The 19,927-nt window shown below is 69.8% G+C and carries 21 protein-coding genes; 10 read left to right on the top strand and 11 right to left on the bottom strand.

Translation table 11 applies throughout. The annotated features are described in order from the left end of the window. The first annotated feature begins 433 nt into the window (after window positions 1–433). Window positions 434–895, top strand: coding sequence for a sigma factor (locus ABIC30_RS28995; protein WP_280177406.1), 462 nt, complete (start codon window positions 434–436; stop codon window positions 893–895). Between the two features lie 232 nt (window positions 896–1,127). On the opposite strand, the gene ABIC30_RS29000 is transcribed toward ABIC30_RS28995, so the two are convergent. Genes ABIC30_RS29000 through ABIC30_RS29010 form a run of 3 tightly spaced genes read right to left on the bottom strand, consistent with a single transcriptional unit; the run spans window position 1,128 to window position 7,207 of the window. Continuing rightward, window positions 1,128–4,037 (bottom strand): hypothetical protein, encoded by a 2,910-nt coding sequence (locus ABIC30_RS29000; protein WP_106735961.1) that lies wholly within the window; start codon window positions 4,035–4,037, stop codon window positions 1,128–1,130. Window positions 4,038–4,075: 38 nt separating this feature from the next. Beyond that, a complete protein-coding gene (locus tag ABIC30_RS29005; protein ID WP_020095902.1) occupies window positions 4,076–5,440 on the bottom strand; it encodes an HlyD family type I secretion periplasmic adaptor subunit in 1,365 nt (454 codons plus the stop codon). Between the two features lie 3 nt (window positions 5,441–5,443). Then, window positions 5,444–7,207, bottom strand: coding sequence for a type I secretion system permease/ATPase (locus tag ABIC30_RS29010; protein WP_020095903.1), 1,764 nt, complete (start codon window positions 7,205–7,207; stop codon window positions 5,444–5,446). Between the two features lie 373 nt (window positions 7,208–7,580). On the opposite strand from ABIC30_RS29010, the gene ABIC30_RS29015 reads away from it, so the two are divergent. Next, on the top strand, window positions 7,581–7,907 hold the full coding sequence (locus ABIC30_RS29015) for a helix-turn-helix domain-containing protein (RefSeq protein WP_020095904.1): 327 nt from the start codon (window positions 7,581–7,583) through the stop codon (window positions 7,905–7,907). A gap of 85 nt (window positions 7,908–7,992) precedes the next feature. Here the strand turns inward: ABIC30_RS29015 and ABIC30_RS29020 are convergent, their stop codons facing one another. Further along, a complete protein-coding gene (locus ABIC30_RS29020) occupies window positions 7,993–8,247 on the bottom strand; it encodes a hypothetical protein (RefSeq protein WP_020095905.1) in 255 nt (84 codons plus the stop codon). A gap of 438 nt (window positions 8,248–8,685) precedes the next feature. Between ABIC30_RS29020 and ABIC30_RS29025 the strand changes: the two genes are divergently transcribed. The 5 genes from ABIC30_RS29025 (at window position 8,686) to ABIC30_RS29045 (ending at window position 12,698) form a co-directional block, all read left to right on the top strand. After that, the gene (locus ABIC30_RS29025) at window positions 8,686–9,375 is read left to right on the top strand and encodes a sigma-70 family RNA polymerase sigma factor (protein ID WP_026605354.1); all 690 of its coding nucleotides are present in this window, start codon (window positions 8,686–8,688) and stop codon (window positions 9,373–9,375) included. Window positions 9,376–10,109: 734 nt separating this feature from the next. Further along, window positions 10,110–10,334 carry a hypothetical protein gene (locus tag ABIC30_RS29030; RefSeq protein ID WP_020095907.1) on the top strand — a complete coding sequence of 75 codons (225 nt, stop codon included), beginning with the start codon at window positions 10,110–10,112 and terminating at the stop codon, window positions 10,332–10,334. 181 nt (window positions 10,335–10,515) lie between these two features. Continuing rightward, window positions 10,516–11,646: a plasmid replication protein RepC gene (gene repC, locus ABIC30_RS29035; protein ID WP_020095908.1), complete on the top strand. Its 1,131-nt coding sequence runs from the start codon at window positions 10,516–10,518 to the stop codon at window positions 11,644–11,646. A 158-nt stretch (window positions 11,647–11,804) separates the two neighbouring features. Further along, the gene (locus tag ABIC30_RS29040) at window positions 11,805–11,981 is read left to right on the top strand and encodes a hypothetical protein (protein ID WP_020095909.1); all 177 of its coding nucleotides are present in this window, start codon (window positions 11,805–11,807) and stop codon (window positions 11,979–11,981) included. Between the two features lie 312 nt (window positions 11,982–12,293). Continuing rightward, the gene (locus ABIC30_RS29045) at window positions 12,294–12,698 is read left to right on the top strand and encodes a response regulator (protein WP_020095910.1); all 405 of its coding nucleotides are present in this window, start codon (window positions 12,294–12,296) and stop codon (window positions 12,696–12,698) included. 71 nt (window positions 12,699–12,769) lie between these two features. Here the strand turns inward: ABIC30_RS29045 and ABIC30_RS29050 are convergent, their stop codons facing one another. The 6 genes from ABIC30_RS29050 to ABIC30_RS29075 all read right to left on the bottom strand — a co-directional run bounded on the left by ABIC30_RS29050 (window position 12,770) and on the right by ABIC30_RS29075 (window position 15,222). After that, window positions 12,770–12,982 (bottom strand): hypothetical protein, encoded by a 213-nt coding sequence (locus ABIC30_RS29050; RefSeq protein ID WP_020095911.1) that lies wholly within the window; start codon window positions 12,980–12,982, stop codon window positions 12,770–12,772. A gap of 217 nt (window positions 12,983–13,199) precedes the next feature. Beyond that, complete coding sequence (locus tag ABIC30_RS29055; RefSeq protein WP_026605355.1) at window positions 13,200–13,460, bottom strand: hypothetical protein; 261 nt, start codon at window positions 13,458–13,460, stop codon at window positions 13,200–13,202. 333 nt (window positions 13,461–13,793) lie between these two features. Continuing rightward, the gene (locus tag ABIC30_RS29060; protein ID WP_026605356.1) at window positions 13,794–14,192 is read right to left on the bottom strand and encodes a DoxX family protein; all 399 of its coding nucleotides are present in this window, start codon (window positions 14,190–14,192) and stop codon (window positions 13,794–13,796) included. Between the two features lie 37 nt (window positions 14,193–14,229). Then, window positions 14,230–14,361: a hypothetical protein gene (locus ABIC30_RS29065; protein WP_020095914.1), complete on the bottom strand. Its 132-nt coding sequence runs from the start codon at window positions 14,359–14,361 to the stop codon at window positions 14,230–14,232. A gap of 536 nt (window positions 14,362–14,897) precedes the next feature. Next, complete coding sequence (locus ABIC30_RS29070; protein WP_157861912.1) at window positions 14,898–15,035, bottom strand: hypothetical protein; 138 nt, start codon at window positions 15,033–15,035, stop codon at window positions 14,898–14,900. A gap of 10 nt (window positions 15,036–15,045) precedes the next feature. Continuing rightward, window positions 15,046–15,222, bottom strand: a complete 177-nt coding sequence (locus ABIC30_RS29075; protein ID WP_158684253.1) for a hypothetical protein — start codon at window positions 15,220–15,222, stop codon at window positions 15,046–15,048. A gap of 334 nt (window positions 15,223–15,556) precedes the next feature. Here ABIC30_RS29075 and ABIC30_RS29080 point away from each other — a divergent pair, with 334 nt between their 5' ends. The 3 genes from ABIC30_RS29080 (at window position 15,557) to ABIC30_RS29090 (ending at window position 18,556) form a co-directional block, all read left to right on the top strand. Then, window positions 15,557–15,811 (top strand): hypothetical protein, encoded by a 255-nt coding sequence (locus ABIC30_RS29080; RefSeq protein WP_026605357.1) that lies wholly within the window; start codon window positions 15,557–15,559, stop codon window positions 15,809–15,811. A 181-nt stretch (window positions 15,812–15,992) separates the two neighbouring features. Next, window positions 15,993–16,424: a UCP034077 family protein gene (locus tag ABIC30_RS29085; RefSeq protein WP_234083319.1), complete on the top strand. Its 432-nt coding sequence runs from the start codon at window positions 15,993–15,995 to the stop codon at window positions 16,422–16,424. 167 nt (window positions 16,425–16,591) lie between these two features. Beyond that, window positions 16,592–18,556, top strand: coding sequence for an alpha/beta hydrolase domain-containing protein (locus ABIC30_RS29090; protein ID WP_020095918.1), 1,965 nt, complete (start codon window positions 16,592–16,594; stop codon window positions 18,554–18,556). 57 nt (window positions 18,557–18,613) lie between these two features. On the opposite strand, the gene ABIC30_RS29095 is transcribed toward ABIC30_RS29090, so the two are convergent. Further along, on the bottom strand, window positions 18,614–19,795 hold the full coding sequence (locus ABIC30_RS29095) for a serine hydrolase domain-containing protein (RefSeq protein ID WP_020095919.1): 1,182 nt from the start codon (window positions 19,793–19,795) through the stop codon (window positions 18,614–18,616). Window positions 19,796–19,927: the final 132 nt, after the last annotated feature.

A 19,927-nucleotide genomic window follows, 5' to 3' on the forward strand; every position in this document is an offset into this window, starting at 1 on the left:
GGTCGCCGCCAGACCCGCCCATCGCAATCATCATTCCCTCAGCACGAACACCGATCCGGCCCCCGGACACGGCGCACGCTCACACTGAGCCCGCGCCGGATCTCATCGGTCGCTCCGCACCCGTGCAGGTTCTCTGAGCCACGTCACCTTCTGTGATGGGCGTTCGATCGGCCGCAAGGCCATCCCGATCAGCCGAGAGATCGCGCGCAACCGCGAAGGCGGTTCCCCGCGTCGCGCGAGGGCTGACTGATCCCGGACATCTGCCTGCTTCGTGCCTCTCCCGACCTGTCGGGCCGAACGCCTCGGCCACTCGTCGTTCGCCCGGCACCGACGACCGCGCTGTGCCGAAGGCGCGGCCTTGAGGGCTGTACAGCAAACCTCTATTATGATGCTGCTGTACAATGCCTCCGGTCAGTGTGGAATCGAGCATCGCATGCCGTGCCATCCGGACACGCGCTCACGGTCGGTCCCCGGTGATAGGGCTGGATCGCCGTCCTTCAGGCCTGATGGCGGACCAGAGTGTCCGCCTGCCGCGTCCGGCCCCGACAAGATCCATCTGCGTCTTCCGCATTCAGGGGATCTCAATGCGGCGGCCGATCGGGATCCGGCGTTCGACGCGGACCGTTTCCGGGCAGCCCTCGTGGAGTTGCTGCCCGACCTGAAGCGATTCGCAAGGTCGATGGCGGAGACGGCCGATCAGGCTGAGGACTTGGTTCAAGAGACGCTGCTCAGGGCTTGGCTGTGTCAGGATCGCTTTCGTCCTCGTGGCCATCTTCGAGCCTGGACATTCACCATCATGCGGAGCAGCCTCTCGCCGTCCAAGCGTGAGACAGCGGATCCGACGGATGTCGGCAACGCTGCACCCGACAGGCGACGCATCGATCCTGGCCGGTGAAACCGCGGAGCGTTCTCGCAGGACGAATGGCGACGGCCACGTCCTCTGACGAGGCGGTGCTGGATGTGGCGACGCCGATCATCGACGCGCGCGCTCTGCTGCGTGCGTCGAGATATGAGCCGCTCTTCGTCAGATCGAGTGCTTCGCGCTCCCCGGTCGAGTTCAGGGCGGTCGAGCGCCACCGTCGAGAACTCACGAGAATGCCTGCCGTTCGCGGATCCTCGGTTTCCCGTCAGGAGTGGAGGTCGAAGTGATGGGCGTTGGCGCCGTGATCTGAAACCCCGATCAGGCCGACGTCTCCGTGGACGCCACTGTCCGCCGGTGCGTGGCTCGGTCCGGCCGGTGAGCCGGGTTTGCTGTCGGACGCGAATTCGATGGTGCCGTTCGGGCCGATGCTGGCGGCCGGTCTCGGACCGTGACTGCCCCCGCTCGTCGGGGGACTCGGCTCGCTTGACGGTTCTTGATCGCGGCTCACGCCTCCCGATCCCTGGCGCGAGAGCGATTGGTCTGACGCCACCGGGGTGCCGACGTTCGCGGCCGCAACGGCAGTGCCGTGACCTGTGTGGTGCGGGCCCGCGTCGAGGTTCGCGGGATTGGGATCCGCCCCGACCGCTCGATCCTGCGTGCCGCTCGGCGAGATGCCTGCGTTCGCACCGGTTGCCGGGTTGGAGCCGTCCGAGTTCCGCAGATGCGGTTCGGTCTCTCGGGCGTGATCCGCAGCCTCGCCGCTGCGGCCGGGCCCGTCGGCGGTCTGAGTATGGCCTGGATCGTCCGCTCTCACCCCCGCCAGCGCGCTGGCCGAAGGAGCGATTGGGTCCGCGTTGGAAGCCGCGCTGTGAACGGCGGGACCCTGTGCGTGCGGTCCATCGTCTCGGAGGTGCCCGGGCGGCTCGCCGCTTCGATCGTCCTGCCCGTGGCCTGGATCGGCAGCGCGCGCCTGCGTGCCGGCTGACGGCGGACCTGGGTCCGCGTCGGTGGCCGAGCCGTGACCGCGGCTATCCTGTGCGGGTGGTACCGTATCGTGAAGATGTCCCGGCGCCTCGGCGCTCCGGCCAAGTGAAGCACCGGCCCGCGCGTGACCGGGATCAGCAACATCCGCCTGCGTCTGCGCGCTCGCGGATGGTTGGACCGGATCCGTGTCGGCGGCCGAGCCGTGATGGCCGGCATCCCGGGCGTGCGGCGCCGTGTCTTGGACATGTTCCGGCGCCACCCCGCTCCGAACCGGTCCCTCGCCAGCCTGCCTGTGATCCGGTTCGGCGGCTCTGGCCTCGATCTGCAGGTTGGCTGCCGGTGCTGAGGGGGTGGGATCGGTGGCCGCCGTGCCGTGGCTGCCGGCATCCTGTGCGTGCCCTGCCGGGCCCTGGATAGATCCCGGTGCCTCGGCGCTCCGGCCGGGGCTTTCGCCGGCCGGAGCGTGCGCAGCCACCGCGCCGCTCGCCTGCACGGTGGCTGAGGGCGGCGCTGATTGCGTGCCGGTGTCCGTGCCCTGACCGTCATTGTCCTGGGCGTGCGGCGCCGAGCCTCGGAGGTGGCCCGGCGCGGCGGCACTCCGGCCGGGACCTTCGCCGGCCCGCGTCGAGCCTGGATCGGCAGTGCTTGTCTGAGCCTGCGCCAGACCCGGCGGTTCATCCGGACCCGCGCCGCCGGCCGCGTCCAGTGGAACGGCCGCCGCGTCCTTGTGATGGCCTGGCGCATCGGCGCTCCGGCCAGGCCCGTCGCCATCTTGACCGCGGCCCTGATCGGTGACCTCCCCCCGGACCTGCGCGAGGCCCGCTGTTGGACGCGGGCTCGGATCGGATGCTGCACTGGGGTCGCCGGCCGCGCCGTGCAACTCCCGTTCGGATGCACCTGCGCCGATGCCTGAAGCATCCGCATGCGCGACCGCGTCGTGCCGTCCCCTTGCCTCCGGCGACACGCCCATTCGCAGACCGTTGTCCGGGCTACCGGAGCGCTCCTCGACCGGGAGCTGCGCGTGTCTCAACTCGGGCTGTGCGGCGGCATTGAGCCCATTGACCGGGGCTGGCGGAGCTTCGGATGCCGCGTGACCGGTCGTCGGGGTCACGCTCTGGGCCAGCGATGGCGCCTCACCGGTCGCGCTCGACGACGGGGCTCCCTGTTCCCGTGCCGCGGCGTCCCCCGATGGCGCGGCGCCACCGTCCGATCTGGAATCCGGAGAGGACGATGAACCCGCTGCGAGGGCTGCGCTGGCCTCGGCGCCGCGCGCGAGCGGCTGAAATCCGGATTCCGCGCCTGCCCGGGTCGGCCCATGGCCGAGGGCCGGGTCTCTGAGGCCGATGAGCCCGAAATCGGCGGCGTCAGATCGGGCAGAAGCGACCGCAGCCGACTCGGCCGTTACGAGACCGGCCGCGCCGCTCGCGGGACCTTCGTGGCGGCCGGTGCCGAGCGGACCTTCCGACTGGACGGGGCTCGCCGCTCCACCCGTCGTCGGCGACAGGCTGCCCTGGTCACCCGGGACGGCGCTGCTAGCGCCCCGCGCGCCGAGGTATGATGTGGCCTCGATACCCTGTGCGGGGTGGTCGACGAGGGCATCCGCGGCGAAGACCATGGCCGAGAACACGATCAGCCCGACCTGCTTCCGGTGGCTGTCGCGCTCATCGGCATCGCCCGTGTCGCGCGCTTCGGACGGCCCGTGCTGTTGCGCGTGGCCCGCGTGAGGGGGCTGCGCCGCGCTCTCGGTCGATCGCTCCCCGTCATCCGCGCGGGCGTCGTCGGGCGACAGGCTCAGGGCCGCAGCCGCGACGAGAGCCGCGAGCAGCGCCGCCGGGTGAACCGAGAGCTTCGTCCCGCGGGCATCCTGCGGGATCGGGAGAAGCTCGGGATAGCGTCGGGCGATCTCGTTGATGAGGGCGCGGAAGTCGCTGCCTCGCATCGGGCTGTCCAAGACATCGGACGCGATGACGTAGCTGCCGTCGATCCTGGCGAAATGCATGACGGCGTCGCCATCCGGCCGGCAGAAGACGAACCAGGGATCCGCCTCGTCGCTCAGGCCCTGCTCGCTGCCGATCTGCAGGCCGGCTCGGATCAGCGCGGCCTCGACGCGGTAGAATTCCGCGAGTTCCTGCTGCGACCAGCCGCCCTGGCACGTCGTTGCGGGTCGGAAGAACGAGATGACCGCGCCCATCGGGACCTCACGTCCGCACAGTGACTGAGAGGCGGACTCTATCGTTCATGGAAACTGCGTCCCAGAGCATCGAAGAACGGCGCCACCAGATAGTCGAGCGCCGTGCGCTCGCCGGCCGAGACGACGACCTCGGCGGGCAGGCCCGCCAGGAGGCGTGGTCGTACGTCGTCCGGGAGTTGATGGTCGTCGATCTCCACGGTGCCGGCGAAATAGGCCTGCTTGGTGCCGTCGTCGATCAGGCGGTCGCGGGAGACCATCGTCAACGTCCCGAAGATCGCCGACATGCGGCGCGTCTGAAAAGCCGGAAACTTCACCTCGGCCCGCATGCCGGCATGAACCGCCTCGAGATCGTTCGGCGCGAACTGCACGCTGATCACGAGCCTGTCGTTCGTCGGAACGATCTCCATCAGCGGCTCGCCCGAGCGGACCACCTGGCCGATCGTGTAGACCTTCAATCCCTGGATGACGCCCTGGTGCGACGCCCGGACCTCGTGCCGACGGAGAACATCCCGGGCCACGATGAGCTTCTCGCGCAGTTCAGCGATCTTCTGGCGCGTGTCGAGGAGCTGCGCGGTCAGCGATTCCTGCAGCTTCTGCTTGAGCTGCGCGGTCTGCATCCCCGCCTCGTTGATGTCGTTCTGCGCCTTGGCGGTCTCTGCCACGGACCGTCCGATCACGCCTCGGAGGCGCGCGTGCTCGCGCTCCATGATCAGAACGCGCGAGAGCGGGATGAGGTTCTTCTCCTGGAGGCCGCGCAGGCCCTCCAGCTCCTGCTGGATCAGCGCGACCTGCTGCTCGCCCGAGGCCTTCTCGACCGCCAGCCCGGAAATCTCCGTCTTCAGCTGCGTGACCCGCGCCTCGATGAGGCCGAGCTGCGCCTGGAAGGACGCGCGGCGCTCCGACAGCTGGCTGGCCTGGTCGTCGATCAGGCCGGCGACGGCCGGCTCGGCGCGCCGCTCCGCGATCTCCGGCGGCAGGAGCAGATCCTGCGCCTGGCCCTGCTCCGCGCGGAGGCGCGCTTCGAGGATCAGGGCCCCGTCGAGCTGGCCGCGGAGCAGATCGTTGCTGGCTCGCGATTGCACGGGATCGATGCGTAGCAGGACGTCGCCCGCGCGAACCGCCTGGCCGTCCCGGACCAGCACCTCCTGGACGATGCCGCCTTCGAGATGCTGCACCACTTTGCGGCTGCCTTCCGCGACCACCACCCCGGGACTGATGACCGCCCGGTCGAGGCGCGCGACGGCGGCCCAGGTGCCGACCACCCCGAACGTCGCGACGATGAGCGCGTAGCCGGCGACGGCGTACGCGCGCCAGTTCGTCAGGTCGGCGGAGCCCGACCGGTCCCGATCGGACCTTCTTCGCTCGGGGGACGGGCTCGGGATCGCGGCGCGCGTGACGGTCATCGCTTATCCCGCGCTCCGCTGTTCGTCGGAGCTGCGGCGGCTCTGGGATGCCGCGGGGCCGACGGGCGGCACCAGGGTCGGGACCGGCCGCTGGCCGGTGACGTGGGCGAGAACCTGCTCGGGCGTGCCGGAGAGCTGCACGCGGCCCTCGCTCATGAGCAGGATACGGTCGGCCTCCTCCAGCAGGCTCACCTTGTGGGTCACCAGCACCACCGTCGTCCCGGATCGCTTCAGGTCCGCAACGGCGCGCATCAGCGCCGCCTCGCCGGGCTGGTCGAGACTCGCATTGGGCTCGTCGAGCACGACCAGGCTCGGCTCGCCGTAGAGCGCGCGGGCCAGAGCGATGCGCTGCCGCTGACCGCCTGACAGCCCGTGTCCCCCCCGACCGATGACCGTATTGTAGCCCTCCGGAAGCGACTGGATCAGCGCGTGACAGCCAGCCCGTTGGGCAACCTCGATGACGCGCGCGTCGTCCCGGTCGGCGAAGCGCGCGATGTTCTGCGCGACGGTCCCGTCGAACAGTTCGACGTCCTGAGGCAGATAACCAACATGCTGCCCGAGCAGGGCCCTGTCCCAGTGGTTCAGGTCGGCCCCGTCGATGCGCACCGTGCCTTCCAGCAAGGGCCAGACCCCGGTGAGCGCGCGAACGAGCGTCGATTTGCCGGCGGCACTCGGGCCGATGATCCCCACGACGCTGCCGGGCTCGAGCCGGACGCTCACAGCCTTGAGGATGGGGCGCGTCGCGCCGGGGGCCGCCACCGAGATGTCTTCGGCCTCGATCAGGCCGCGCGGCCGCGGCAGGACGAGGCGGCGCGTCTCCGAGCCGGCGACGGCCACGAGATCGACCAATCGCCGGTAGCTCGCCCGCGCCGCCGTGAACCCCTTCCAGTTGCCGACGACCGCCTCGATCGGCGCGAGGGTGCGGCCGATGATGATGGACGCGGCGATCATCGACCCGGCCGAGATCTCGCGGTGAATCGCCAGATACGCGCCGATGCCCAGCACCAGGGTCTGCAGCAGCATGCGGACGAACTTCGTGGCCGCGACGATCAGGCCCGCGCGATCGCTGGCCCGCGCCTGGAGGAGCAGGACGTCGTCGTGGCGGCGCCCCCAGAGCCCGCGCATGGACGCGACCATGCCCATGGCCTGCAGCACCTCCCCATTCCGAAAGACCGTGGCTGCGCTCTGCCCCGCTTCGCGCGAGGCCTGACTGGCGGCGTCGAGCGTCCGACGGGTGGCGACCTCGTTGAGCAGCGTGAGGCCGAGGATCGTGCCGCCGCCCACCAGCGCCATCCAGCCGAACCAGGGATGGAGGATGAAGCAGGCGAGCAGGAAGATCGGTATCCAGGGCAGATCGCAGAACGCCAGCATGCCGGCGCCGGTCAGGAACTCCCGCAGGACGTCCACGTCGCGCAGCGCCGTATCGTGCTGCGCGCCGGGCCTGAGCAAGGTGCCGCGATGGGCGGCATCGAAGATCGGCGTGGCGATTTTCTGATCGAACACCACACCGCCGCGCACCAGGAGGCGGGCGCGCAGCATCTCCAGCATCGCGTAGACGGCCAGGCCGAACGCAGCGATCAGCGTGATCCCCGCCAGGGTCGTCTCACTCCGGCTGGGTATCACGCGGTCGTAGATCTGGAGCATGTAGAGCGGGCTGACGAACAGCAGCAGATTGATGAAGAGCCCGAACACCACGGCGGTCGCCAGGACCGGCCGGAGCGAGCGCAGGCCGATGGTCAATGCCGATTGCAGCGAAGGATCGCCCATTCTGCCCTCTTCCTGCGATCGATCGGCACGATCGGCGATTCCCAATGGCTCAGATTCCCGTGCTGCTCGCGTCAGTGACCCGCGGGCGCTCAGATCCGCGAGCGGCAATCGTACGTGCGATTCTCGACTTTCATGGGCCGCTATCCAGAGACATGCACCGGTAGTGGGGCATCCGGCGCCATTCTCCAAATCGTTCCTTACAGGATGATAGCGCTATTCAGGTAGTTGCCAAGCAACGGGATCCGTTCGGGGAGGACGCGGGGACGACGGGTGCCGCCGCGCATCTGGACAGCGCGGCTCCGTCCCAGCTATATGGTGTTTACTGTATAAGCGCCGCGCCGAGTGGCTTCGGTCGGCAGGAAGGTGAAACCCCGTGTATGCCCATCAGCAACGCCTGGACTCCGAGGAGGTGCTGGAGCTGCGTCGGGAGGGGGGACGGTATCTGAAGGAACTGCGGGAGGCGCGCGGCCTGTCGCAACGACAGCTCGCAGCTCTTGTCGGTGCGGATTACTACACCTTCATCTCGCAGCTGGAGACCGGGCGCGGTCGTATTCCTCCGGATCGGTACCGCGCGTGGGCCGAGGCGCTGGCGATCGAGCCGAGAGCGTTCGTCCGGAACGTGATGCGCTTCTACGACCCGATCACCCACGAGATCCTGTTCGGCGATCGGAGCGCGGAGCCTGAGGGCAACGAGGCGTAGGCCGTCGACGCTCTCAGGGCCCGGATCGTTCGGATGCGCGAAGCGCGCGGGACGGCTCCAGCCTGGAGACGACCGCCCGCGCAGCTCAGGAGGTGGAGTGGTCCGCACCGTCCACCGTCTGTGATCCGAGGGGTGATGGGTCGTCAGACGTCACGTCGGCGGCCGATACGGGCGCGCCGATCGCCGCCATCAGCATTCGCAATCCCTCGATCCACGTATCGGCCTCGGCCCGCGAGATGCACCCGCTGCGGCGAAAGATTTTGCCGGACTCGAGCTTGACAACAACGTCGAAGTGGCCGTCTGGCCTGTCCGTGATCCAGTATTCGACATTCTGAGGCATCGACGCTGCCCAATAGATCCTCACTTGGCCGGCAACAGCCGCCCCGCCCACGCAGCTCTCAGTCTGACGGCGAACGCGCGCCTCTCGCCGACGTGACTCGTTCACCTCGATCCGTTGTTCCTCGCTCGGCCTCAGACCACGTCGGGGTTCACCTGCGCGCGCGATGATCTTCGGCTCCTTCTCGGTTCAACATGTCCGCCCCCCAGGGACGGAAGCGTGCCCCAACGCGTAGGCCGCGGAGAACGATCCGCCGCTTGCGGGGTTAGATGTTCACTGTACAGTCAGGTGGCGGGTCCTATCTGGAGGGGTGGACGCTCGATGACGCGCGTGGTCGGGCCACTCCCGCCGGATGGCCCGCTGCAGATCGCCGGTTCGTCAGGCGGGATTCACGGCGGCCCGAGATCGGTTCGTGCGGCGAGCGCTTTGAGAGGACGTGAGTTGACGGACACGCTGGTTGCTCAAGACGGCGGAGTCGATCGGCCGAGCCGACAGGACCCTCCGGAACCCGCGATTCTGCCCACCGGTGTGCGGGATCATCTCGGCCTGCAGCTGCGCGCCGCCTACGAGGCCGTGACACGGGCACAGACACCGCCGCGTCTGCTGGACCTCGTCGCGCGGCTCAATGCAGCGCTGGAGGGGCCGCGCCAGGACGATGCCACCGCGTTTCGCGAGGGCCTGACCGAAACGCTGCCCGGCCTGCGCGCCTTCGCCCTCTCGCTCGTCGGCGATGCCTCGCGCGCCGACGATCTGGTCCAAGAGACTGTGCTCCGAGCCTGGGCGCGCCAGGACCTGTTCATCCCAGGTTCGAACCTGAAGGCGTGGCTCTGCACCATCCTGCGCAACCAGTTCTACACCGAGTGCCGCAAGCGAAAGCGCGAGATCGAGGACGTGAACGGTGCCGCCGCGGCGCAGCTCACGGCGCCCGCAGCCCAGGAGCACGGGTCCGATCTGCAGATCGTCTGGTCCCATATCGGCAAGCTGCCGGAACTGCAGCGTGAGGCCCTGCTCCTCGTGGGGGCCCAAGGCCTGACCTACGAGGCTGCCGCGGAGGTGATGGGCTGTCAGACCGGGACCGTGAAGAGCCGGGTGAGCCGCGCCCGGGCCTTGCTCGTCGCGCATCTCGCCTGAGACGAGCATCCTGACCGAGGGCGGATTTTCTACGCTCGACGGCCCCTGCATGGTTGAGACAGGTGCCCATCCGCGCTCCGCCCTGGGGCGAGTCCCGACGGGCGACGACCTGGGAACGGTCCCCCGCCGTTCTGGCCGGTGTCGAACCTCGACGGCTCGACCATCCTTGTCGGACGGATAGCCCGGGCAGAGAGACGAGGTCGGACGCGCGACACGCTCGAAGGCCGGGGAAAGGCCAGGCGCAGGCCGGCAAAGCCGTCTCGGCCCCTATCGCGACCGCGAAACCGCCGCGGGACGCCCTCCCCCATCGCGCTTCAAGTCGCACGAGCGTGTCGCGAGCAGCGACTGCACCACGCGGCCGCCATCGTCGATGGACACCGCCGCGGTTCAGCCCGCGCTTCGGCAAGGTTCGGGCCCGTCCCGGTCGCTGCCGCCGCAGCAGGCCGCTCGTCCCGGTCCGAGCCAGAGATCATCCCCGGGCACCTCGACGGACGCTCCGCCTCCACGCGCCGCCCGTGTCGCACGAAGGTCGGCCGTGGCGTCACCGACCATTGGGCAGCGCCGCGTCTGGCATCCTCGCCGCGGAGGCTCTCGGCGCGGTCTCCGGTGCCGCCGCGGAACAGGTCGCCCTTAACAAACTCACCCATCCCCGTACGAATCCGGGTCGCCGCTGGACTCACTTTGCAGAATCGGTCCACATGAACAGTCACGTTGGCAGAATCGGGCGGGGACCGATGACCGCAGAGGAACGGCTGGCTGAGCTGAAGGCGGCGGACACGCGCCGTCAGACACGTCGCAGGGAGGCTCTGAAGCAGAAGGGCATGACCCAGCAGAACGTGTGGCTGAAGCCGTCGGTCAAGGCCGTCATCGACCAGGCGATCCAGAACGGTCGGTTCAGGAGCCGTACCGAGGCGATCGAGTGGGCGCTCGCGTCTGCCTTCGAGGAGAAGTCGGCATGATGTAACGGGCAAAGCAGAAGGCCCCGAGGCGGGAACCTCGAGGCCTTTGGACCTGACATACCCTGGGATGGGGCGCGACAGGCGATTCGCACCCCCTTTATGCCCCCTCCCCCAGGCCGTCGTCAAGAACACCCTTCGGGGTGAACGGTCCCGCTTTGCCTCCTGAGAGGAGGCGGACGAGGTGGAGACAGTTCATTCCGGTGGCCGGCCGCTCACGCGCGCCGCGCTCGCCGGCCGGAGACGTGCGCTCGAAGACGGGCGGACGGTCTCGCGCAGGGAGCTCTCGGCCGCGGGCCGGGACGCGGCCAAGGCCCTGAACCTGCGCCCTGCCCTGCGTTCGATCCTCTCGGCGCTCTGCGCCGTGTGGGGTGAGCAGGATTGGGAACGCTTGGTGGTGTGGCCCTCGAACGAGCACCTGTGCGGGATGACCGGGCTGTCGGAGCGCGCGCTCCGCTACGGCCTGCGCGACCTGGTGGCCCTGGAGGTCATCACACCTCGGGACAGCGCGAACGGCAAGCGTTTCGCCATCCGCGGGCCGGGCGGCGCCGTCATCGACGCGTACGGTTTCGACCTGACTCCCATCGTCGCCCGGAAGGGAGAATGGGCGACCGCGATCATGGAAGCCACCGCGAGGGACGCTCAGCGAAGCCGCGCGTTCGATCTCCTGACCGTTCGTCGCCGCGCGGTGTCGGAGGCCCTTGCCGCCCTGCGCGCCCGCTTCCCGGCCACGGATGCCGCCGATCTGCTCGCGGCGCAGGAGGCCCTGGAGCGCAGCACGCCGAGGAGACGCGCTTCCGGCGTGGCCCCTGACGTCGTCCTCGACGCCTGGGGAGAACTGCAAGTCATGGCGGAGGATCGTTTCTATCAAGCCGCCTCTGCCGGCAATTCCGGCCGTCACTTAGAACAAGACACCGGATCTCCTAGCGATCCTTGTGCAAAGGCTCCCGAGAAGGAGCCTGAGCCGACCCGTAGGCCCGAACCGTCACTCGTCGCGGCTGCTTGCCCTGTCGCTGCCGAATTCGGCGTCACCCTCAGAACGGAAGCGGATGTCATCGAGATCGGCCGGCTGATGCGGGGCGGGATCGGCGCGCATCCGTCGGCCTGGAGCGAGGCTTGCGAAGCCCTCGGTCCGTTCCGGGCCTCGGTGCTCGTGCTGATCGTCGCGCAGCTCCACGACGACGACGTGCGCCGGGGTGAGATCCGCATCAAGAACCCAGGCGGCTACTTCAGGCAGCTCGTCCGCCTGTGTTCCGAAGGTCGCTACGGGCTCGAAGCCGAGCTCATGGCGATGCGCAGGAGGAAGATGACGTGACCTCGGGCGAACGTCACCTGCCCCGGACCGCCAAGCCCTGCAGATGCGCCACGCCGCGGCAGCGAATCCGGGCACCCGGATCCTGACCGATGTAGGTAGCCTCCGGATCCCGGAACTCACGCTACGCTTGCGCGGCCGTTGAACATGGGAGGCTTGCGGTGAAGGTGTTTCAGATCCGGCACGAGGTGACGGGCGCCATCCTCTGGACGGGCTCGGCGCCTGACCCGCTCGCTGCCCTCGACGCCATGGCGCACGAGGCGGGGTATTACGATCATTCCGATATCCCCGACCATCTCCGGGCCGGTGGACTCGCCATCGAGGAGATTCGGGTCTAGCGCGCCGACCACCACGCGAAGAGTCCGATCCCTTCCCGGCTCCAGGCACGCTGCGGTCATCGAGGGGCCGGGCAGGCGCCCTCGCTTCTCCGAAGACCGCCACGGTGACGTGTCGGTGAGCGATGCCGGATTGGTCGGGCGCCTGCAGTGCCGTTCCGCCAGGAGGCCGAGCAGGTTCCGCGGCACCCGGCACTCTCGGTGCGAGGGGTTCGGCGCGTGATCGCCCCGAACCCGGTCCCCATCGGACAGGTTTGCGTGGGACGCAATCGGGGTCCGCTGCGTTACTGCGGCGACGAAGTGTGGAGATCCAGGATGGCAGACGCCGTCGCGTCGCAACGCGCTGTGCTGATTGTCGAGGACAATCCCGTGCAGCTCATGGATGCGGCTGCAGCCCTTCGCGACGCGGGATACGAGGTCGCGGAGGCCGCCACTGTCGAAGCCGCCCAGGCTCATCTGGCGGCCCGTCCCGAACTTGTGGCCATGGTCGCGGACGTGGACTTGGCAGGCGAGCCCTTGAGTGGCTTCACCCTGGCCAAAGCCGTCGCGGCGCGCTGGCCCGAACTGGCGATCCTGATCGTGTCGGGTGTGGCTTGGCCCGCCGAGGAGCAGATGCCGATGGGCGCTCGCTACCTGCGCAAACCGTTCACACCGGAGGGGCTGGCCGGCGCGCTGGGGGCTGTGCTGGCGGCGCGGGGCGTAGGGTCCGTGCCGCATTGACGGTGGCCAGCCCAGCGTGCGCCGGCGCGGGAGAGATGCGCCGTCGACGACGGGCCGCATCACGGCGAGGTTCAGGTCCCGCTGTCGCCGGCGCTGGCGTCGTCGCTACCGTCGAGCAGCCAGTCCGGTATCCCGGGAAGCACTTCCCCAGCGACCTCACCGGCGGTCTTCAGGGCCCGCTCCACTTTCGCTTCCGAGTACTCGCCGCGGACCTCGGCGAACAGCTCGCGCGCCAGACGGTCCAGCTCCTCGTCCGAGAGCGTCTGGTCCGGCTCGTCCCTCATGCGTGCAGGCCCCCCAAGCATCGGCCGTCCTGCGCCACCGATCCCGTCACGGGGCGGGAGCGCGTCCGGTGTCATCACCCGTGAGCCGATACGCAACGCGGCTCGCCAGCACGGTGCCTGGGCCCGGTTAGGGGATCGTCACCGGCGGGGGACCGAAGATGTCCCAGGCTGACGCTGACGCCGCCGATCCTTCCGTCGCGGTGATCGGCCACCCGCCTCAGTCCACGCCGCAGGCGAGCAGATCGCGCCTGCGCTGCTCGGACGTCTCTCGGGCCTCGTCCTGCCAGCTGGCCTCTGGCGGGTCTCGGTCGGCCTTCACCGGTCGCTCGCCAGGCAGGTACAGACTGCGGGGATCACCGGGCAACGCGCCCGTCGTCTCGGGGTCCCGGTCGCAATCCCGAGCCGGCTGATCGGCCAGGGCGAGCGCGGGACCCGCGCACACGACGACGGCCACGGCGAACGCGAGCAACTTTCTCATGGGGGTCCCGATGGGCCAGGCCCGGCGCATGTACCGCGTCGCCGGTAGGGCCGGAGGGCTTAACGGCGGTTCGCGATGGTCGCCACACCCGTGTCGGCACGGCAGACATGCGTGACCGTCGCCGCAGATCGATCGGCGCCCGGGGACGATTTCCACGTCGCCGGCACCCAGCCGCGGCGGCCGGGCGTGGTGTCCGGATTGCCGCGTGCCCGTCACTCCGCTCGCGGCCGCGCCGGTCAAGGCTCGAACCGACGAGCCCCCACTGCGCCCCCACTGCGCCCCCACTGCGCCCCCGCGCGGACGTGAATGGCCGAATCCGCCCTGTCGGAACGGTCAGGCCTGCCGCATCTCCGTGTCGCTGCCGGACGGCAGAAGCTCGGACCGGCGCGCGTGAGCGACGCCGCCCAGCAGGATGAGAAGCACGAGGGCGGGAAGCGGCATCAGAACGGGGTCGCCCGCGAGGAGATGGCTGCCGACCGCGCCGGCCATGAGCACGGCGAGCAGACAGGCGCCGAGGGCGACGCAACCGGGCGTCCAGAGGAGCACCGCGCCGAGGAGTTGCAGGGCGCCGACCACGTCCATGAACCACAGCGGGTAGCCGAAGCGGACGAAGCCCTCGACCTCGAACGGCACAGCGGCGAACTTCATGCCGGCGGCCACCAGGAACACCGCGGTCAACAGGCCTCGCAGCGCCACGCTGCCGACACTCCGCCTATCCCGAACCCGAGCCATCCCCACACACCTCCCAGCAGGCATCACGCTCGGCGGATCAGACGAAGTGCGTCGGCAGCGCCGCGGTCAGGGCGAGCTGGAGGACGGCGAGCGCCAAGCCAGTCAGCATCGACCAGGCCACGATGTGGTCGGTGACGGTCATGCCCTTGGTCATCATCTTGGTGGCCATCGGTGGTTGCCTCATCCGTGCAGCCGTGGATCGGCTGTCCCAGGACGGTCATATGGCCAAGCTGAATTGCGCCGTTATTGCTTCGATTATTGCGTTGGATTGCACCAAATCAGTTGAGACGCCGTTCTCGGAGAGCGATCCACAGCGCCACGCGCGATCGCCGGCACGCCTCCGGGATGCGCCGCGACGCCATGGCCGCGCGGCGACCGACCGCCGCCGGCCACATCGTCGGCTACATGCCGGGGTGAGGCCGTCCTCGCCCACGCTGGCCCGGAGCGCCGTCAGTTTGCCGCCGTCCCGCTCAGCGGTGACGAAGGCCTTCGCGTCGGGACGGATCGCCGACGGATCGGCTGGCTCATAGGCGACGATCGGTGTCTCAGGCGACACCGCCACGGTCTCCGACGCGCCGCCCCCGTGAGCCTCCGCGGCGGGGAGCCGACAACCCGGGAAGACGGGTGCGGCGCTCGGCGACGCCTGGAGTCCAGCCCACCCGTTCGCGGGCGCGACGACGGTGCTGTCGGGAGGACGCTGCTGATTCAGGCGTCCGCGTCGGCGCGTCCGTCCCACGCGTCGAGGCGCGACGGCGCCATCGGTGCCGCGGCGGCGATCCCGAGCCGGGTCGCGGCAGCCACAGCGGCGATGATGAGGCCGATGAAGAGCAATGGTTCGAGCATGGCCGTGCCCTCAGCTATGGGCCCGCGCGGCAAGATGGCGGCGCGCCGAACGGTGGCGGGCACGCGCATTGTGCTGCCGCCGCATCTGTTCCTGGAGGATCTCGTCTTCGTGCTGAGGGAAAACTGTGATCGCGGTCGATTGCGGGACACGCAGACCGTCCTCACGCTGCGGATAGATTGGTTTCATGACCGCTCCCCCGTATTACCTACGTAGAAGCTTAACCGTTCTTTAACCGATTGCAACCCGGTGGCGTGGTCGGGTCCCGACGGCGCCGGCGCGCGCCGGAGATCCATCCTCGTCGGGTGGTCCACCTCGATCGCCGCGGCGACGCGCCTTCCCTCACCAGCCCGGGCACTGGCCGCATTTCGGGCCCGACGGCTCCGGTCCCGGCAGACCCCCCGATCGCAGAGGCCGGGCGGCTGCTGATCCGGGCCGGGGAACTACCTCAGGCACGGTTGCCGCCTATGTCATCTGACCGGGAGCCGCCGTCGGACTGACTTTGATCGTGGAGGACGCAACGATGCCGCCCAAGCTGACCAAGACCATCATCGGAGCCGTTATCGCCGTCGCGCTCGCCGCTGCAGTCTCCTACGGAGTCATCAGCCAGCAGACGGCCGACAAGATCCAGACTCAGGCGAACCAGACCCTGCAGAACGATCAGGCTCCGGCCAGCACCGGTCAGCAGCCGCCGCCTCCGCCTCAGAACTCGATCCCGCAGGCACCCGCACAGCCGGGGGCGTCGCCGCAGAACCCCGCGCCGGCACCGCGTCAGTGAGCGAATCCGGGCGCGTCGATGGTGGGTCCGCGACGTCGAGCACGCCCCGGGATCGGCCCGGGTCACTGGCATCGGGGTCGACGGCACATCCTCCCCTGTCGGCGATGACGTGAAGCCGCGGCAACGAGAGCGCGGCCCTGTTCGAGCAGAATACTTCGGAGATACGGCGGTCATCGCGGAGGTGCCCTTGGCAAAACCGTTTGCCACGCTGCTGCTCGCAGCAGCCGTCTCTGTTCTGTCAGATCTGCCGGCGCGATCTCAGGTCGCGCCCGTCAACAACTGGGCTGAGTTCCGCGAGGCGATGGCGGCGTGCTGGACGGTGCCGCCCGGCACGGAGGGATCCCTGATTGCCTACCGGTTCGGCCTCGACAAGACGGGTGCCATCCGGGGCAAGCCGCTCATCACCGCGCGGCGACTGGTCGGCGACCAGGACGCGCACCGTCGCTACGAGGAGGCGGCATCCGCTGTGCTGGCACGCTGCTTCCCGCTCAAGGTGACACGGGCGTTCGGCGCGATCCTCGGCGAGAGCCCGATCTATCTGCGGTTGGTCAACACGAAGCCAACGGCCGCCTACCAGATCAACAGCAACGTGACGATCTTCGCGCCTCGCTAGGCTGCCCCTCGCGGATGCTTGCCTTGCCCGCCCGGGGGCCTCCCGAGACCGGCTGACAGGCGGTCCGGGAACGCAATGCCTTCGCGGGCAGCGCGCTCGACGGCCCGTTCCATCTGTGTTTGCTGACACGGCCGGCCAGGAGAACGAGCCGCGCGAGAGGGGGGACCATGCGGACCGGTTGGATTCTTGCCGGCGCGCTCGGCTGCGCGCTCGGCGTCACGCCGACCCAGGCGCGGATCACCCAGATCGAGGTCGTCACCGTCGAGCCGTTCGCCGACGGCGCTGAATTCGGACCTGCCGGCGCGTACGAGCGGGTCATCGGTGCCGCCCGCGGCGAGCTCGATCCGGCAGATCCGGCCAATGCCGGCATCGTCGACATCGCGCTGGCGCCGCGCAATGCGCGCGGCATGGTCGAATACAGGACCGACCTGTTCATCCTGCGCCCGAAGGACCCTGCCCGCGGCAGCGGTACGCTGCTGTTCGAGGTGCTGAACCGCGGCCGCAAGTTCCTCTTCAACTGGGTGCTGGACGCGCCGGCCCAAGGGGCCCAGGCTGTCAACGATCCGCGCAACGCCGTCGACGCCGGAACCGGCCTCGTCCTGCGTCGCGGCGACACGATCGTCTGGTCGGGCTGGGAGGCGGACGCGCTGCGCCAGCAGGGCGGCATGGCCATCGACGTGCCGGTCGCCTCCAGGAACGGCAAGCCGATCGTGGAGATCGTGCGCGACGAACTCGTGAGCGCGACGCGCGGGCCGCCAGAGGCGCCCTTCTATCTCACCTTCAAGGCGGCCAGCCAGGACAAGGCCGGCACGCAGCTGACCGTGCGCCGCCGGGAGGCCGACCCGCCGCGGCCGGTTCCGGAGGAGGCGTGGCACTACGCGACGCCGCGGCAACTCGAGCTCCTGCCCAAGGGAACGAAGCCGCTGCCGGGCTCGATCTACCAGTTCACCTACCGCGCCACCGAGCCGAAGGTGCTCGGCATCGGCTTCGCCGCGACGCGCGACGTGGTCGCCTACCTGCGCGGCGATGCCGCCGGTGGCGCCAACCCGGCGGGCGGAGCGATCCGGCACGCTGTCGCGCTCGGCATCTCCCAGAGCGGGCGGTACCTGCGCGACTTCATCGCCCAGGGCTTCAATCGCGACGAGGCCGGGCGCCGGGTCTTCGACGGCGTGCTGTCGCACATCGCGGGGATCGGCGGCGTCTTCCTGAACGCGCGCTTCGGCCAACCGTCCCGCACCAACACGCAGCACGAGGACCATCTCTATCCGGAGAATGCCTTCCCGTTCTCCGCGGCGGTTCAGCACGACCCGGTGACGGGACGGAACGGCGCACTGCTGCGCGACGACGGCTTCGACCCGCTGCTGATCGAGGTGAACACCGGCACCGAGTACTGGCAGAAGGGTGCCTCGCTGCTGGCGACGGATCCCCTGGGCCGCACCGACCTGGCCTTGCCCGACACGACACGCGTCTACTTGGTCTCGAGCGGCTTCCACTACGGGCGCGCCGGACTGACCTCGAGCAGAGGCCCCTGCGCCAACATGCGCAGCACCCTCAATCCGGCGCCTGCCCTCCGGGCGCTTCTCGTCGCACTCGAGGACTGGGTGACGCTCGGCACGCCCCCGCCCGACAGCCAGATCCCGCGCCTGTCGGACGGCACGCTGGTGGAGCCGGCCGAGGCCGGCTATCCCTTCATCGTCGGTGTGCCGGTCCCGACCGCCCCGAACACGATCGCCCGCTTCAGCACCTACGTCGATCCCAAGCCCGAGAGCGGGCCGCAGTACCGGCCGCTCGTGCCCCGCGTCGACGCGGATGGCAACGACGTGGCAGGCATTCGCCTGCCGGCCGTCGCCGCACCGCGCGCGACCTTCACGGGCTGGAATCTCTACGCCGATCCCTTCCCGGCGGGGGCCCTCTGCGACCGGGAGGGGAGCCAGCTTCCGTTCGCCCGGACCCGGGCGGAGCGGGAGGCCAACGGGGATCCGCGGCCCTCGCTGGAGGAGCGCTACCCGGATCCGGATGCCTACCTGGCTGCCGTGACCAAGTCCGTGGACGCGCTGGTTCGGGATCGCCTGCTCCTGCGCGAGGACGGCGACCGCCTTGTCCAGGCGGCGCGGCAGGAGTCCGCGCCATGACCGCTCCGGGTTCGGTCGTGCCGCCGGCGTAGACATGCGTCGGGCGGACCTTGTCCCTCAGGGAGACGTCTCGGACAGTCGACGGTCTTCCAGGGCGGCGTAGACCATGGTGCGGGTCAGCGTGCGGTAGTGCTGGCGCTGGTCGGCCGAGGAGGTCTGCATCATCAGGAGCGCGAAGAACCCCTCTACAGGGTCAACCCAGAAGTATGTGCCTCCGACGCCGCTCCAGAACCAGTCGCCGATATTGCCGGGGAACGGCGCCTCGCCCGCCGCGAGGCGGACCGCCACGCCCAGCCCGAAGCCGTAGCCCGGTCCCGGCGGATAGTAGGCGGCCTTCGCGATCGCCGCCCCGAGATGATCCGAGGTCATGAGCCGCACGCTGGCCGGCGCCAGGACGCGCGCGCCGTCGAGACTGCCGCCGGCGAGAAGCATGCGCAGGAAGCGGGCGCAGTCCGCCGTGCTCGATACGAGGCCGCCATTGCCCCTCTGGCCGCGCCGCGGCTGCGCGGGATCGTGAAAGACAGGGCGCTGCCCCGGTGCTTGCGGCAGCGGCTGCGCGACGCGTGATCCCATCGCGGCCGAGATCTGGAACAGCGTGTCGGCCATGCCGAGCGGCTCGAGCACGGTCGCGTCGAGGACCCGCTGCAGATCCGCGCCGCCCGAGATCTCCAGGACGCGGCCGAGCACGTCGGTGGCGTGCGAGTAGTGCCACACCGTGCCGGGCTCGTGCTCCAGCGGCAGGCGGGCGATCCGGTCGGCGAACGCCGCGTTGTCGAGATCCTCGGCGAGCAGGCCGTCGGCCGCGTAGGCGCGCCGCGCCGGCCCGTCGCCGAGATAGCCGTAGGCGATCCCGGCGGTGTGGCGCAGGAGATCCTGAACGGTCGGCCTGGCCCTGGCGGGCCTGAGGCCGCCGTCCGGATCAAGCACCGACAGGTGCTCGAAGGCGGGAATGAATGCCGCCACGGGCTGATCGAGGCGCAGTGCGCCGCGCTCGGCGAGCACCATGGTAGCGGCGGAGACGACAACCTTGGTCATGGAGTAGATGCGCCAGAGCGCGTCGGGCCCGAGGGGCGCGTGCGCGACGCGGTCGCGGTAGCCGACGGTGCGTCGCCAGATCGCCCCGTCCGCGCCGCCGACGAGCATGTCGGCCCCGGCGATCGCGCCGCTGTCGACATCGGCCGTCAGGCGGTCGCCGAGGCGGTCGAGGTGGCGGGAGGAGAAGGCTGGCGCAGTCCGCATGGCACCGATGTAGCGCGCGCCACCGCGCCCGCATCGCCGCGGCCGCGAAAGGCCGGACGGCGACGCGCATCGGCTCCGGTGTCCTCGGGGCGCCGCGCGCCGGGGCGACGGTCCGGCCCGGCGAAGGATGGC

Source organism: Methylobacterium sp. 1030 (assembly GCF_040544715.1).
GTDB lineage: Bacteria > Pseudomonadota > Alphaproteobacteria > Rhizobiales > Beijerinckiaceae > Methylobacterium.

Coding starts and splice junctions, on each gene's coding strand:
- ABIC30_RS28995 (WP_280177406.1), top strand. CDS start 434: ATGCCGTGCCATCCGGACACGCGCTCACGGTCGGTCCCCGGTGATAGG.
- ABIC30_RS29000 (WP_106735961.1), bottom strand. CDS start 4,037: ATGGGCGCGGTCATCTCGTTCTTCCGACCCGCAACGACGTGCCAGGGC.
- ABIC30_RS29005 (WP_020095902.1), bottom strand. CDS start 5,440: ATGACCGTCACGCGCGCCGCGATCCCGAGCCCGTCCCCCGAGCGAAGA.
- ABIC30_RS29010 (WP_020095903.1), bottom strand. CDS start 7,207: ATGGGCGATCCTTCGCTGCAATCGGCATTGACCATCGGCCTGCGCTCG.
- ABIC30_RS29020 (WP_020095905.1), bottom strand. CDS start 8,247: ATGCCTCAGAATGTCGAATACTGGATCACGGACAGGCCAGACGGCCAC.
- ABIC30_RS29030 (WP_020095907.1), top strand. CDS start 10,110: ATGACCGCAGAGGAACGGCTGGCTGAGCTGAAGGCGGCGGACACGCGC.
- ABIC30_RS29045 (WP_020095910.1), top strand. CDS start 12,294: ATGGCAGACGCCGTCGCGTCGCAACGCGCTGTGCTGATTGTCGAGGAC.
- ABIC30_RS29050 (WP_020095911.1), bottom strand. CDS start 12,982: ATGAGGGACGAGCCGGACCAGACGCTCTCGGACGAGGAGCTGGACCGT.
- ABIC30_RS29055 (WP_026605355.1), bottom strand. CDS start 13,460: ATGAGAAAGTTGCTCGCGTTCGCCGTGGCCGTCGTCGTGTGCGCGGGT.
- ABIC30_RS29060 (WP_026605356.1), bottom strand. CDS start 14,192: ATGGCTCGGGTTCGGGATAGGCGGAGTGTCGGCAGCGTGGCGCTGCGA.
- ABIC30_RS29065 (WP_020095914.1), bottom strand. CDS start 14,361: ATGGCCACCAAGATGATGACCAAGGGCATGACCGTCACCGACCACATC.
- ABIC30_RS29070 (WP_157861912.1), bottom strand. CDS start 15,035: ATGCTCGAACCATTGCTCTTCATCGGCCTCATCATCGCCGCTGTGGCT.
- ABIC30_RS29075 (WP_158684253.1), bottom strand. CDS start 15,222: ATGAAACCAATCTATCCGCAGCGTGAGGACGGTCTGCGTGTCCCGCAA.
- ABIC30_RS29080 (WP_026605357.1), top strand. CDS start 15,557: ATGCCGCCCAAGCTGACCAAGACCATCATCGGAGCCGTTATCGCCGTC.
- ABIC30_RS29090 (WP_020095918.1), top strand. CDS start 16,592: ATGCGGACCGGTTGGATTCTTGCCGGCGCGCTCGGCTGCGCGCTCGGC.
- ABIC30_RS29095 (WP_020095919.1), bottom strand. CDS start 19,795: ATGCGGACTGCGCCAGCCTTCTCCTCCCGCCACCTCGACCGCCTCGGC.